This window comes from Variovorax sp. FG153, assembly GCF_057809595.1.
In genome coordinates, this window is sequence record NZ_JBMDKG010000050.1 from 1 (window position 1) to 12,760 (window position 12,760).

Below are 12,760 nucleotides of genomic sequence, written 5' to 3' on the forward strand. Positions count from 1 at the left end.
CGCGCGCGGCGGCCGGGGCACGCGGCGCGACCGGTTCGGGTTCGGGGGCGGGGTCGTCACGGGCGTCGTGGCGGGCGTCCGGCGGCGGCATGTCGATCGGTTCGGCTTCGTCCTCCACCACCGGCGCGGGCGCCACGGCCACGGGGACCTCGGCCGCCTCGGGCACCGGCCACCAGACCTTCACGCCCATCTCGTCGAGCATCGCGCGCTGGCGCGCATCGAGCCGCAGGGTCTGCACGGCGGCGTTCATCGCAAGGCTCCCCAGGCACTGCCTGTTTCGTTGAGGCGCATGCTCATGACGATCGCATCCTCGCGGCCGCCCTCGGCGCCCGGGTAGTAGCCCTTGCGCACGCCGACCGTGCGGTAGCCCTGGCGCAGGTAGATGTCGAGCGCGCGCCGGTTGCTCTGGCGCACCTCGAGCCACAGCCACTGGGCGCCCTGGGCGCGCGACCAGCCGGTCAGCGCCTCGAGCATCAGCGGCGCCCAGCCCTGGCGCTGGAAGGCCGGCGCCACGGTGATGTTGAGCAGGTGCACCTCGTCGACGCCCTTCATGGCCACGAAGTAGCCGATCAGCATCTCGCCGAGGCTGGTGACCGGCGAGAGGCGCGCCGCCTCGATGCCGGTGCCGGCGACCGGCGCCAGCAGGCACTGGCAGTGGTAGCCGACGGCGATCGAGTCGGTGAAGTTGGCGCGCGTCCAGGGATGGCTGTAGGCCGTCTGCTCGACGGCGCAGACGGCGTCGAGCCGCTCGATGGTGAGCGGCTCGAGGCGGGCTTCCACGGGTTGCGGGAGGGCGCTCATGCGGTCGCGGGCGGTGTGTTGTGGTGGGCGGCGGCCGCCTTGATGGCGGCACGCTCCTCGGTGGTTTGCGCCACTTTATCGCGAACGTAGAGCGGCCAGGCCTGCGCCGCGGGCACGGTGCGGCCTGCCGCCAACAGCGCGGGGGCCAGGCGCAGCATGGCGGCGGCCGTGGGCAGCACCGCGTGGCGCGCGGCGGCGGCCGGCAGGCGCTCGCCGTAGGCGGCGAAGGCATTGCCGGCCAACGCCCAGCCGGCCGGCACCGCGAGCGATTCGGGCGCCATCAGCAGCGGCCCTTCGCCACCGGCGGCGGGCTCGCCGAGCGGGCCATGGGCCTCGAAGTCGTAGCGCGCGGCGTAGATCTCCTCCATGCGCGCGTCGAGCAGCGCCACCGTGCGCCGGGCGCCGAAGGCATGGCGCGCCTCCTCGGCCACGGCCAGCAGGGTGTCGACCGGCAGCAGCGGCACGCCCGAGCCGAGCGCCAGGCCCTGCGCCACCGCGCAGGCGGTGCGCAGCCCGGTGAACGAGCCCGGGCCGCGGCCGAAGGCGATGGCGTCGAGCTGCGCCAGCGCGAGGCCGGCCTCGGCCAGCAGCTGCTGGATCAGCGGGATCAGCGTGGCCGAGGACTGGGCGCCGCCCGCGCCCTCGTGCGTCCACACGCGCTCGCCGCGGCGCACCGCGATCGACAGCTGCTCGGTGCTGGTGTCGAAGGCCAACACATCAGGCATCGCGACGCCCTCCCGCCACGGTGGCCACGGCCGGCACCAGGCCGGCAGCGCGCGCGGGCGCCGGCTTCTGCACGCCGAACAGGATGCCGGCGGTCACCAGCAGCAGGCCGGCGATCAGGTTCCAGTAGAGCGGCTCGTCGAGCCACAGCACCGCGCCCAGCGCCGACAGGCCGGGCACCAGCGCCGTGATCATGGTGGTGCGCACCGGGCCGAAGTGCTGGACCATCTTCGTGAAGGTGATGCCCGACACCACGACCGAGCCGATGCCCTGGAACAGCATCTGGAACGCCAGCTCGCCCCAGGGCGCGCTGCCGATGCGGCTGGCAACCCAGCCGCCGGCCACCAGCAGGCTGTAGACCGGCACGTAGCTCAGCAGCGCGAACACGGTGATGGCGATGGTGGCGCGCACGGCGTCGAGGCCGTGGCGGCGCACCACGATGCTGTAGCAGGCCCAGCAGAAGGCCGCGGCCATGAACAGCAGGTCGCCCTTCCAGACCTCGCCGCCCTCGAAGGCATGCAGCAGGCTGCGCCCGCCCACCAGCAGGTCGCCCGCGACGATCAGCGCCAGCCCGAGCGCGCGCGCCGGCGTGATGCGGTCGCGCAGCACCAGCGCGGCCAGCAGCGTGGTCCACAGCGGCAGGCTGCCGGGCAGCAGCACCGAGGCATGGCTGGCCGGCGCGAAGAAGAAGCCGCAGTAGGCGCACACGGCATAGGCGACGCCGCCGAACACGCCGGCCATGGCCGTGACGCGCAGCGACAGCGGCGACAGGCCGAAGAAGGAGGCGGCCGCCTGCGCGCCGCCCGCGCGGGCGCGCATCACGAGCCATGCGCCCCAGGGCACCAGCACCAGGCTGGCGCCGCAGATGCGCGCGAAGGCGATGTCGAACGGGGACAGCGAGCGGCCGGCCGAAGCGCGCGCGATGACGATGAAGGCGGTCCACACCAGCACGGTGATCACGGCCGCGCCGATGCCGACGGTGCGGGGGGAGAGACGGACAGGGGGAGACATCGGGGGCGCGGCGGGCATCCCCGGGATTATCGAGGGGCCCCGCGGACTGCGCCCGGCGGGGGCGAATCGCGGCCTGCGGCGGGGTCAGCCAGGCGCGGCATCGCCGCGCACGATCGCGAGGCCGGCCCGGCGCAGCGGCGCCAGCGCCTTCTCGGGCGCCTCGGGCGACACCAGCAGCCGCGCGGCCGCGCGCACCGGATTCACGACCCAGGCCGAGGCCGCGCCCAGCTTCTCGGACGAGGCCAGCACCACGGTCTCGGCGGCCGCGGCCATCAGCGCGCGCTTGATCTCGGCCTCCTCGCTGTCGCCGGTGGTCAGGCCGGCCTCGGCATGCACGCCGGTGACGCCCAGGAAGAAGAGGTCGGCATGCACGCGCGAGATCGCGTCCATCGCGGCCGCGCCCACCGCCACCATCGAATGCCGGAACAGCCGCCCGCCGATCAGCAGCAGCTCGAGCCGGTCATGGCCGGCCAGTTCGGCCGCCACCAGCGGGCTGTGGGTGACGACGGTGGCGCGCAGGTCCAGGGGCAGGTGGCGCGCGAGCTGCACGGCGGTGGTGCCGCCGTCGACGAACACCACCTGGCCCGGGCGCACCATGCGCGCGGCGGCGCGGCCGATGGCCACCTTCTCCCCGGGCGCGATGCGCTGGCGGCCCGCGAGGTCGGCCTCGGCCGGTGCCAGCGGCAGCGCGCCGCCGTGCACGCGCTGCAGCCGGCCCTCGGCGGCGAGCTCGCGCAGGTCGCGCCGGATCGTGTCTTCCGACAGGCCCAGCGCCTCGCTGAGCGGCTTGGCGACCACCTGGCCGTCGCGCGCCAGGACCGAGAGGATGTGTTGCTTGCGCTGCCGGGTGAGCATGGGTCGATGGTAGCGGCGGCTTCACGCGATTGCACGAATTTTCTTGTTATTGCACGAATTCGCACCTATGCTCGCCGCCATGACCCTGCAAGACCGCGTCCGGGTGCACGAAGTCACCCTTCTCTCCGACAACTGGTACACGCTGAAGACCACGGCCTTCGACTGGCGCCGCAGCGACGGCAGCTGGCAGCGCATGCACCGCGAGACCTACGACCGCGGCAACGGCGCCACCCTGCTGGCCTACAACCGCGCGCGGCGCACGGTGCTGCTGACGCGGCAGTTCCGCTACCCGGCCTTCGTCAACGGCTGGGACGACCTGCTGATCGAGGCCGCGGCCGGCCTGCTCGACAACGCGGCGCCCGAGGAACGCATCCGCGCCGAGGTCGAGGAGGAACTCGGCTACCGGCTGGGCGCGGTGCAGAAGGTCTTCGAATGCTTCATGAGCCCGGGCTCGGTGACCGAGAAGCTGCACTTCTTCGTCGCCGAGTACGAGCCCTCGATGCGCGTGGGCGCGGGCGGCGGGCTGGCCGAGGAGGGCGAGGACATCGAGGTGCTCGAGTTCGGCATCGACGAGGCGCTGGCCATGGTGGCCGACGGCCGCATCGCGGACGCGAAGACGATCCTGCTGCTGTACCACGCGCGGCTGCATCTTTTCGCGCCGGGATAATGGGCCGCATGCCCGCTGTCACCGTCGCACGCCTCCCCCTCCCCCGCCCTTCCCGTCCTTCCCGCGCGCTCTGCGCCTTCGCGCTGTGCCTGGCGGCCGGCGCCCACGCCCAGCAGCCGCTGCCGGCCGAGGTCGATGCCGCGCTGGCCCGCGCCAAGCTGCCGCGCGACGCCGTGACCATGCTGGTCGCCGATGCCGACGGCGTACGTCCGCCGCGGCTGGCCTGGCGCACGCAGGTGCCTGTGAATCCCGCCTCGATCATGAAGCTGGTGACCACCTACGCGGCGCTCGACCTGCTGGGCGCGGCCTACACCTGGAACACGCCGGTCTACGTCGAGGGCAGCATCGCCAACGGCGTGCTCAACGGCAACCTCTACATCAAGGGCCAGGGCGATCCCAAGCTGGTGATCGAGCGCATGTGGCTGCTGCTGCGCCACGTGCAGGGCCTGGGCATCACGAGCGTGAGCGGCGACATCGTGATCGACCGCAGCGCCTTCGAGAACACGGTCGAGAACGACCCGGGCGCCTTCGACGGCGAGCCGCTGCGCCCCTACAACGCCTCGCCCGATGCGCTGCTGCTGAACTTCAAGTCGGTCAACATGACCTTCGTGCCCGACCGCGGCGGCCAGTTCGCGCGCGTGAGCTATGAGCCGCCGCTGGCGGCCGTGGCGATGCCGCAGACGGTGCCGCTTTCGCCCGGCGAATGCGGCGACTGGCGCACGGCGCTGCGCGCCGACTACGGCGATCCGAACCGCATCCGCTTCAACGGCGGCTTTCCCGCCGCCTGCGGCGAGAAGAGCTGGGCCGTGGCCTATGCCGATCCGCGCAGCTACGCGCTGCGCGCCATCGGCGGCCTGTGGGCCGAGATGGGCGGGCGCGTGGGCGGCCAGATGCGCGAGGGCCGCGTGCCCGCGGGGCTCAAGCCGGCGTTCGAGTTCGCCTCGCCGCCGCTGCCCGAGGTGATCCGCGACATCAACAAGTACAGCAACAACGTGATGGCGCAGCAGGTGTTCCTGACCCTCGGCCTCACGCAGAAGAACCGCGGCACCTTCGAGGCCTCGCGCGGCGCGCTGGTCCAGTGGTGGCGCGACCGCATCGGCACCGGCGAGGCGCCGCCGGTGTTCGAGAACGGCTCGGGCCTGTCGCGCGACGAGCGCATCAGCGCGGCCGCGCTCGGCAGGATGCTGCAGGTGGCCTGGCGCTCGCCGGTGATGCCCGAGCTCGTGGGCTCGCTGCCCGCGCTCGGCGTGGACGGCACCCTGCGCAAGCGCACGCTGCGCTCGGGCGGCGCCGCGCACCTGAAGACCGGCACCCTGCGCGACGCCTCGGGCATCGCCGGCTACGTGCATGGCGCGAGCGGCCGGCGCTACGTGCTGGTGGCGATCGCCAACGCCGAGAACGCGGGCGCGGCGCGCGCGGCCTTCGACGCGCTGGTCGACTGGACCGCGCAGGACAACTGAACGACCGCGGGCCCGGCGGCCTGTACTGAAAACGTTGTGCAGGCAAGCACTGCTTGCATGGCACCGGGGCGCTGACAGAATCGAACGCCCGTTCGTTCGAAGATCCAGGAGACCCCGACGTGCCAAGCCTCGTACCGCCACCCTCCCCTTCCCGCAACCTGCTCGCCGCCGCCTTCGCGAGCGCGACGCTGCTGCTCTCGGCCTGCGGCGGGGGCGGCGGGGGTGGCGGCTTCGGCATCGGCACCTTCCCGCCCGCGCCGCCGCCGCCCGAGGACACCGGCCGCGGCTCGGTCGTGACCAATCCGCCCGAGCGCGTGCTGAGCCTGTCGGCCGGCGATTTCCGCACGCTGCTGCAGCTCGACGACAAGGGCAAGGCGCTGCTGCAGGTGTCGGGCACGCCCAAGTGCGGCATCGACACGCGCTACCTCGAATACCGCACCGTCGGCGGCAAGGGCGAGGCCACCAACGCCACGGCCGCCATCATGGTGCCGCGCGGCGGCGACGCGGCCTGCAGCGGCCCGCGCCCGATCGTGCTGTACGCCCACGGCACCAACGCCGCGCGCGACTACAACATCGCCAAGTGGGCCGACGTGAACCAGGCCGCCGCCGGCGAGGGCGTGGTGGTCGCGGCCATGCTGGCGGCGCAGGGCTTCATCGTGGTCGCGCCCAACTACGCGGGCTACGACAAGTCGACGCTGCCCTACCACCCCTACCTCAACGGCGACCAGCAGGGCAAGGACATGGTCGATGCGCTGACCGCCGCGCGCAAGACCTTCGCCAACATCGACGCCTCGGACGCGGGCTCGCTGTTCGTCACCGGCTATTCGCAGGGCGGCTACGTGGCGCTGGCCGCGCACCGCGAGCTGCAGGCCACGGGCAAGACGGTGACGGCCTCGGCGCCGCTGTCGGCACCCTCGGCCATCAGCCTGCTGGTGGACTACAACTTCAAGGGCTGGCCGGCGCTCGGCAGCACGCTGTTCGTGCCGCTGCTGTCGACCAGCTGGCAACAGCAGTTCGGCGACGTCTACAGCAACACCAGCGACATCTACGAGGCGCAGTACGCGACCGGCATCGACACCCTGCTGCCCAGCCTCACGCCCACCAGCACGCTGATCGCCCAGGGCAAGCTGCCGCAGCTCGCGCTGTATCCGGCCGGCGCCACGCCCGGCCCGGTCGATCCCTCGCTGTCGATCTTCTACGGCGCCGGCAACCTGGTGCGCCAGAGCTACCTGACGCGCGCCTCCAACGACATCGACGGCAGCCCCTGCCCCGGCAACGCCCTGAAGGCCACCCCCGCCTCGCTGAACTCGGCCACGCCGCTCGACTGCGCGCCCACGCTGGGCTTCCGCAAGGCGGCGCGCGCCAACGACCTGCGCAACTGGGTGCCGGCCAGGCCGGTGCTGATGTGCGGCGGCGCACAGGACCCGACCGTCAACTTCCTGAGCACCCGGGCCACCGCCGGCTACTTCCGCGCCAAGGGCGTGCCGTCGGAGCGGCTGACCGTGGTCGACCTCGAGGACAGCGCGACCACCGACGCCTACTCGGCCGCGCGCGCCGGCTTCGCCCAGGCCAAGGACGTGCTCGCGCAGAGCACCGGCGGCAGCGACGCCGACAAGGCGCGCGCCGTGATGCTGGCCTACCACGGCACGCTGGCGCCGCCGTTCTGCCTGGCGGCGGCGCGCGGCTTCTTCCAGGGCGTGCTGGCAGCGGGGGGCTGAGGCTGGGAGGCTGCCCGATCCCGATTTCAGGCCGCGGCCGCCCGCTGCAGGCGGTCGCGCACGCCCTCCCACTCGGGCGTGTCGGGCGGCGTCTCGACCCAGATCAGCTTGACGCCCTCGGCGTCGAACTCGCGCAGCACCGCGAACAGCTGCTGCGCGCTGGCGGCGGCGTCGTCGGGCATGCGGCGCTGCACGACGCGCTGCGAACGGCTGCGCACGGCGCTGCGGGTCCAGATCGCGATGTGGGCGGCATTGGCGCCGAGCACGTCGAGGCCGGTCTGGATCGCCTTGGCGTCCATCAGCCGCACCTTGGCGTCGGGCGCGTAGTGCGCCTCCAGCGTGCCCGAGGCGCGCGGGTCGGGCATCGCCATGAGCTCGCGGTCGCGCAGGCGTTCGCCGCAGGCGGCCTCGATCTGCGCGCGCGTGATCAGCCCCGGGCGCAGCAGCACCGGCGCGCCGCGGCTGCAGTCGACGATGGTCGACTCGATGCCGACCTCGCAGGCGCCGCCGTCGAGCACCGGCACGGTATCGCCGAATTCGCCGAACACGTGCTGCGCGGTGGTCGGGCTCACGCGGCCGAAGCGGTTGGCGCTCGGGCCCGCGAGGCCGGGCACGCCCTGCTCGGCGCAGGCCTCGAGCAGCGCCTGCGCGACCGGGTGCGAGGGGCAGCGCAGGCCGATGGTGTCCTGCCCGCCCGCGGCGGCGGCGGCCACGCCGGGCTGGCGCGTGACGATCAGGGTCAGCGGTCCGGGCCAGAAGGCCTGCACTAGCTTCTGCGCGAACGGCGGCAGCGGCTGGGCGAAGCGCGACAGCGCCTCGGTGCCCTTGGTGCCGGCCGCCACGTGCACGATCAGCGGATGGTCGGCCGGCCGGCCCTTGGCCTGGAAGATGCCGGCCACGGCCGCGTCGTTGCTGGCGTCGGCACCGAGGCCGTAGACGGTTTCGGTGGGAAAGGCCACCAGCCCGCCGGCGCGCAGGATGCGCGCCGCCTCGGCGATGGCTGCGGGCGATGGACCGTCGAGGATCATGCGGCCTTCATGCCACCGGCGGCAGGCCGAGCAGCAGCGCGACCTGCGAGGCGATGGCGCGCACCTGGTCGGCGTCGGCGCCGGTGAAGGTCAGGTGGCCCATCTTGCGGCCGCGGCGCGGTTCGATCTTGCCGTACAGATGCAGGTGGGCGCCGGGCAGCGCGAGCACCTCGCTCCAGCGCGGGGAGACCGGCTTGTCGTCGCCGGCCGAGAACCACAGGTCGCCCAGCAGGTTCAGCATCACGGCCGGGCTGTGCTGGCGCGGCATGGCCAGCGGCAGGCCGGCCAGGGTGCGCACCTGCAGCTCGAACTGCGACACGTCGCAGGCCTCCATGGTGTAGTGGCCGCTGTTGTGCGGGCGCGGCGCCATCTCGTTGACCACCAGCGAGCCGTCGGCCAGCACGAAGAACTCGACGCACAGCACGCCGACGTAGCCGAGGCCGTTGGCGATGTTCTTGGCCGCGGTGATCGCGGCCTGGGCCACGGTCTTGGGCATGTTCTGGCCATGCACCTCGGTCACGGCCAGGATGCCGTCGCGATGCAGGTTGCGCTGGGGCGGGAAGTGCACCAGCTGGCCGTCGCGGCCGCGCGCCACGATCACCGAGCATTCGAAGTCCAGCGGCAGCAGCTTCTCGAGCACGCAGGGCACGCAGCCCGTGGCCTGCCAGGCCTCGACCAGCTCGGCGCGCGTGCGCACGCGCTGCTGGCCCTTGCCGTCGTAGCCCAGGCGCGCGGTCTTCAGGATGCCGGGCAGGAGCCGGTCTTCCACCGCCGCCAACTGGGCCGCGGTCTCGATCGCCGCGTAGGGCGCGCAGGCCACGCCGCAGCGGCCGAAATGGGCCTTCTCGGCGATCCGGTCCTGCGCGATCGCGATCGCCGGCGCGGCGGGCGCCACCGGCCGCGCCACCGCGAGGTGCTCGAGCGAGGGCGCGGGCACGTTCTCGAACTCGGTGGTCACGGCGTCGGCCAGGCCGGCCAGCCGCGCGAGGCCGTCGACGTCGCCGTAGTCGGTGTGGATGTGGTGGTGGCTGACCCGGCCGGCCGGGCTGTCGGCATCGGGGTCGAGCACCGCGGTGAAGTAACCCATGCGCTGGGCGGCATGCACGAACATGCGGCCGAGCTGGCCGCCGCCGAGCACGCCGAGCGTGGCGCCCGGGAGGATCGGCAGGTCGCCTTTGCTGTTGCTCACAGGGCACCTCCGCCTTGCGGCGAGAAAGGAGAAACCGGGGCCGGCTCCACGGGCGGCAGCGCCATGGCCTCGGCCGCGGCGGTCTGGGCCGCTCGGAAGGCGTCGAGCCTGGCGCGCAGGCCGGGGTCGTTGACGGCCAGCATCGAGACCGCGAACAGCGCCGCGTTGGCCGCGCCCGCGTTGCCGATGGCGAAGGTGGCGACCGGCACGCCCTTGGGCATCTGCACGATGCTGTAGAGGGAATCGACGCCCTGCAGGTGCCGGCTGGCGACCGGCACGCCGAGCACCGGCACCGTGGTCTTGGAGGCCAGCATGCCCGGCAGGTGGGCCGCGCCCCCCGCGCCGGCGATGATCGCCGCGAGTCCGCGCCCGGCGGCGCTTTCGGCGTACGCGAAGAGCGCATCGGGCATGCGGTGGGCGGAGACCACCTTCGCTTCGTGGCGGATGCCGAATTGCTGGAGAATCTCGACCGCGTTGCGCATCGTCTCCCAATCGGAGCTCGAGCCCATCACCACACCGACCTGAATGGTTTCGTTCATGGTTCCAATTTTACGTTTCACCCCCAGTTGTTCCCGATGATCGACATCACTCTCGAAAATTTCCAGGACGAGCTGATCGAAGCCTCCCTCGCCCGGCCGGTGCTGCTGGACATCTGGGCCGAATGGTGCGGCCCCTGCAAGCAGCTCGGGCCGGTGCTCGAAAAGCTCGAGGTGGAGTACGCCGGACGCTTCACGCTGGCCAAGCTCGACGCCGACAAGGTGCCGCAGATCTCCTCCCAGCTCTCCGAGATGTTCGGCGTGCGCAGCATCCCGTTCTGCGTGATGTTCAAGGACGGCCAGCCGGTCGACGGCTTCGTCGGCGCCATTCCCGCCGAGAAGATCCGCGAATTCCTCGACAAGCACGTGCCCGGTGCCGACGAGGCCGAGGCCGCCGCCGAGGAAGAGGCGGCGCAGGAGGCGCTGGCCGAGGGCGACACCGAGGGCGCGCTCGAGAAGCTGCAGCACGCTGTGGCCACCGACCCGGCCAACGATGACGCGCGCTTCGACTACGTGAAGCTGCTGCTGCAGCTCGACCGCGCCGACGACGCCAAGGTGGCCTTCGCGCCCGTGATCGCCAAGGCCTCGGTGGTGCGCCGCTTCGATGCGCTGCAGCGCTGGATGGACGCGATCGATTTCGCGGCCCCGCCCACGGGCGCGGCACCCGCGGTGGCCGAGCTCGACGCGAAGATCGCGGCCAACAAGCGCGACTTCCAGGCCCGCTTCGACCGCGCCCGCCTGCTGGTCGCGCAGCAGCAATGGACTGCCGCGATGGACGAGCTGCTCGAGATCCTGATGCGCGACAAGAGCTGGAACGAGGAACTCGCGCGCAAGACCTACGTGGCGATCCTCGAGCTGATCGAGCCGCCGAAGGTGAAGGTGGCCGACGGCCAGATCCCGCCCGACGATCCGACCGTGGCGACCTACCGGCGCCGGCTCAGCAGCGTGGTGCTGAGCTGAGGCGATCGAGTCAAAAGCGCATTTGAGTGCGCAATTTCATTGAAAAGCGACTTTAGGGTCGCTTTTTTTATTTGCTGATTCACTTCCGTATAGCTACTATCAATACTCTTTTTTCCTGAAAAGATCACTCCAATGATCCATTTGATCCAGGAACTCGAGCAGGCCCGCAAGGCGGCCGGCCTGAGCCAGGAGGCGCTGGCCAAGGCCGCCGGGCTGTCGCGCATGACGGTGCAGCGCATCGAGAGCGGCCAGATCGACCCGCGGCTGTCGACCTTGCTCGAGATGGCGCGCGTGCTGGGGCTCGGGCTGATGCCCGTGCCCGCGGCGCTGCGCCCCACGCTCGAGGACTTCGTGCGCGCGGGCGGCCGGCTGCTCGGCCAGCCGGCCGGCATCGAGGCGCCGCCCTCCATCGCCCAGAGCCTCGGCCCTTGACCGCCGGCGCCGCCTTCGGCACCAGCATCCGCTACCTGCGGATGTACCTGCACGCCCCGGGCGGCGATGCCTCGCGCCGACGCTCCATCGGCTGGCTCTCGCAGTACGGCGACATCCTGCGCGTCTCGTTCGACCCCGGCTACGTCGACGACCCGGCGCGCCCCACGCTGTCGCTGGCCTACCGCGGCGCCGACGAGGCCGCCACGCGCGCCATCCTGGGCTCGGCGCGCGATGCGCGGGTGTCGCGCGGCGACGGCCACTGGCCCGCCTACTTCCAGAACCTGCTGCCCGAGGGCCACAACCGCGAGCGCCTCGCCCGGCAGCGCGGCTGCCGCGCCGACGACGAGTTCGAACTGCTGGCCGCCGCCGGGCACGACCTGATGGGCGCGATCGAGGTCGAGCCGGTGCCGCCGGCCGAGGGCATTCCCGACACGGTGCGGCACTGGCACACCGCGCTCGGGCTCGACGTGCTCGAGCCCGGCTTCGTCGAGCTGCCGGTGGAGGACGCGGCCGCCATCCCCGGCGTGGTGACCAAGTTCTCGGCCGTGCAGGATGGCCGGCGCTACGTGGTGCGGCGCCACGGCGCGGCCGGCTCCTTCATTCTCAAGCTGCCGACCGTGCGCCACCCCGACCTGGTCGCCAACGAGATCGCCGGCTACCGCCTGTGCGGCGCGCTCGGCCTGGACTGCGCCGAGGCCAGCGTGATCGGCCGCGCCGACGCCGACCTGCCCGAGCAGTTGCCGTTCGAGCAGATCCTCGCGGTGCGCCGCTTCGACCGCACGCCCGACGGCGGGCGCATCCACATGGAGGAATTCGCGCAGGTGCTGCAGTACGAGCCGCGCCAGAAATATGGCCGCGGCCTCGCGATCGACGGACCCGCGATGCTGCGCGTGCTCGACCGGCTGTCGCCGAACCCGGTGGCCGACGTGCGCGAGTTCGTGCGCCGCATCGTCGCCTTCATCCTGCTGGGCAACAGCGATGCCCACCTGAAGAACTGGGCGCTGCGCTATCCCGATGGCGTGGCGCCGGTGCTCGCGCCGCTCTACGACCCGGTCTGCGTGGCCGCCTTCTTCGAGCAGGTGCCCGGCGGCGACTACGCGGTCAACCGCGCCATCGACGCCAAGCTGCGCGGCTTCGGCTGGGCCGCGCTCGAGGCGCTGCTGCGCGACGCCGGGCTGCTGCGTCCCGCGCGGCTGCTCGCGATCGCACGCGACACGGTGCGCCAGGCGCGCGCCGAGTGGCCGGCGCTGCTGGCCGACGAGGCCATCCCGCCCGCGGTGCGGCGCTGCGTGCAGGCGCGGCTCGATGGCGGCGTGGCGCTCGCGGCCGACCTGCCGCGCTGAGTGCGCGGGCCTGCGAACACCCACTGGCCCCCGGCGT

13 protein-coding genes and 1 pseudogene are annotated in these 12,760 nt (G+C 72.6%); 6 read left to right on the forward strand and 8 right to left on the reverse strand.

Annotated elements, in window-relative coordinates; all coding sequences use genetic code 11:
• The 5 genes and pseudogenes from ACODT0_RS34720 to ACODT0_RS34740 form a co-directional block, all read right to left on the reverse strand.
• Nucleotides 1-250: pseudogene (locus ACODT0_RS34720) on the reverse strand (uracil-DNA glycosylase family protein); the annotation flags it as partial.
• Nucleotides 247-801, reverse strand: coding sequence for a ribosomal protein S18-alanine N-acetyltransferase (gene rimI / locus ACODT0_RS34725; protein ID WP_057597908.1), 555 nt, complete (start codon nt 799-801; stop codon nt 247-249). The pseudogene ACODT0_RS34720 and the gene rimI, both read right to left, overlap by 4 nt.
• Nucleotides 798-1,526, reverse strand: a complete 729-nt coding sequence (gene tsaB, locus ACODT0_RS34730) for a tRNA (adenosine(37)-N6)-threonylcarbamoyltransferase complex dimerization subunit type 1 TsaB (RefSeq protein ID WP_489043326.1) — start codon at nt 1,524-1,526, stop codon at nt 798-800. Before tsaB ends, rimI begins: the two co-directional genes overlap by 4 nt.
• Nucleotides 1,519-2,553: a DMT family transporter gene (locus tag ACODT0_RS34735; RefSeq protein WP_489043327.1), complete on the reverse strand. Its 1,035-nt coding sequence runs from the start codon at nt 2,551-2,553 to the stop codon at nt 1,519-1,521. Before ACODT0_RS34735 ends, tsaB begins: the two co-directional genes overlap by 8 nt.
• 66 nt (nt 2,554-2,619) lie before the next feature.
• The gene (locus tag ACODT0_RS34740; RefSeq protein WP_489043328.1) at nt 2,620-3,390 is read right to left on the reverse strand and encodes a DeoR/GlpR family DNA-binding transcription regulator; all 771 of its coding nucleotides are present in this window, start codon (nt 3,388-3,390) and stop codon (nt 2,620-2,622) included.
• A gap of 79 nt (nt 3,391-3,469) precedes the next feature.
• Here ACODT0_RS34740 and ACODT0_RS34745 point away from each other — a divergent pair, with 79 nt between their 5' ends.
• From ACODT0_RS34745 to ACODT0_RS34755, 3 genes are all read left to right on the forward strand, one after another.
• Nucleotides 3,470-4,057: a GDP-mannose pyrophosphatase gene (locus ACODT0_RS34745; RefSeq protein ID WP_489043329.1), complete on the forward strand. Its 588-nt coding sequence runs from the start codon at nt 3,470-3,472 to the stop codon at nt 4,055-4,057.
• An 8-nt stretch (nt 4,058-4,065) separates the two neighbouring features.
• On the forward strand, nt 4,066-5,517 hold the full coding sequence (dacB, locus tag ACODT0_RS34750; protein ID WP_489043330.1) for a D-alanyl-D-alanine carboxypeptidase/D-alanyl-D-alanine endopeptidase: 1,452 nt from the start codon (nt 4,066-4,068) through the stop codon (nt 5,515-5,517).
• Nucleotides 5,518-5,636: 119 nt separating this feature from the next.
• Complete coding sequence (locus ACODT0_RS34755) at nt 5,637-7,235, forward strand: alpha/beta hydrolase family protein (protein WP_479671078.1); 1,599 nt, start codon at nt 5,637-5,639, stop codon at nt 7,233-7,235.
• A 26-nt stretch (nt 7,236-7,261) separates the two neighbouring features.
• Here ACODT0_RS34755 and ACODT0_RS34760 read toward each other — a convergent pair whose 3' ends face one another.
• From ACODT0_RS34760 to purE, 3 genes are read right to left on the reverse strand one after another with little or no spacing between them, the layout of a single operon-like run.
• Entirely contained in the window at nt 7,262-8,263 is a 1,002-nt protein-coding gene (locus ACODT0_RS34760; protein ID WP_057594390.1) for an L-threonylcarbamoyladenylate synthase, read from the reverse strand.
• 7 nt (nt 8,264-8,270) lie between these two features.
• Nucleotides 8,271-9,452 carry a 5-(carboxyamino)imidazole ribonucleotide synthase gene (locus tag ACODT0_RS34765; protein WP_057594389.1) on the reverse strand — a complete coding sequence of 394 codons (1,182 nt, stop codon included), beginning with the start codon at nt 9,450-9,452 and terminating at the stop codon, nt 8,271-8,273.
• A complete protein-coding gene (gene purE / locus ACODT0_RS34770; RefSeq protein WP_057594388.1) occupies nt 9,449-9,991 on the reverse strand; it encodes a 5-(carboxyamino)imidazole ribonucleotide mutase in 543 nt (180 codons plus the stop codon). The genes ACODT0_RS34765 and purE overlap by 4 nt, the downstream gene beginning before the upstream one ends.
• Nucleotides 9,992-10,027: 36 nt before the next feature.
• Between purE and ACODT0_RS34775 the strand changes: the two genes are divergently transcribed.
• From ACODT0_RS34775 to ACODT0_RS34785, 3 genes are all read left to right on the forward strand, one after another.
• Nucleotides 10,028-10,948 (forward strand): tetratricopeptide repeat protein, encoded by a 921-nt coding sequence (locus ACODT0_RS34775; protein ID WP_489043331.1) that lies wholly within the window; start codon nt 10,028-10,030, stop codon nt 10,946-10,948.
• A gap of 132 nt (nt 10,949-11,080) precedes the next feature.
• A complete protein-coding gene (locus ACODT0_RS34780; RefSeq protein ID WP_413762044.1) occupies nt 11,081-11,380 on the forward strand; it encodes a helix-turn-helix transcriptional regulator in 300 nt (99 codons plus the stop codon).
• Between the two features lie 41 nt (nt 11,381-11,421).
• On the forward strand, nt 11,422-12,723 hold the full coding sequence (locus tag ACODT0_RS34785) for a type II toxin-antitoxin system HipA family toxin (protein WP_413764590.1): 1,302 nt from the start codon (nt 11,422-11,424) through the stop codon (nt 12,721-12,723).
• Nucleotides 12,724-12,760: the final 37 nt, after the last annotated feature.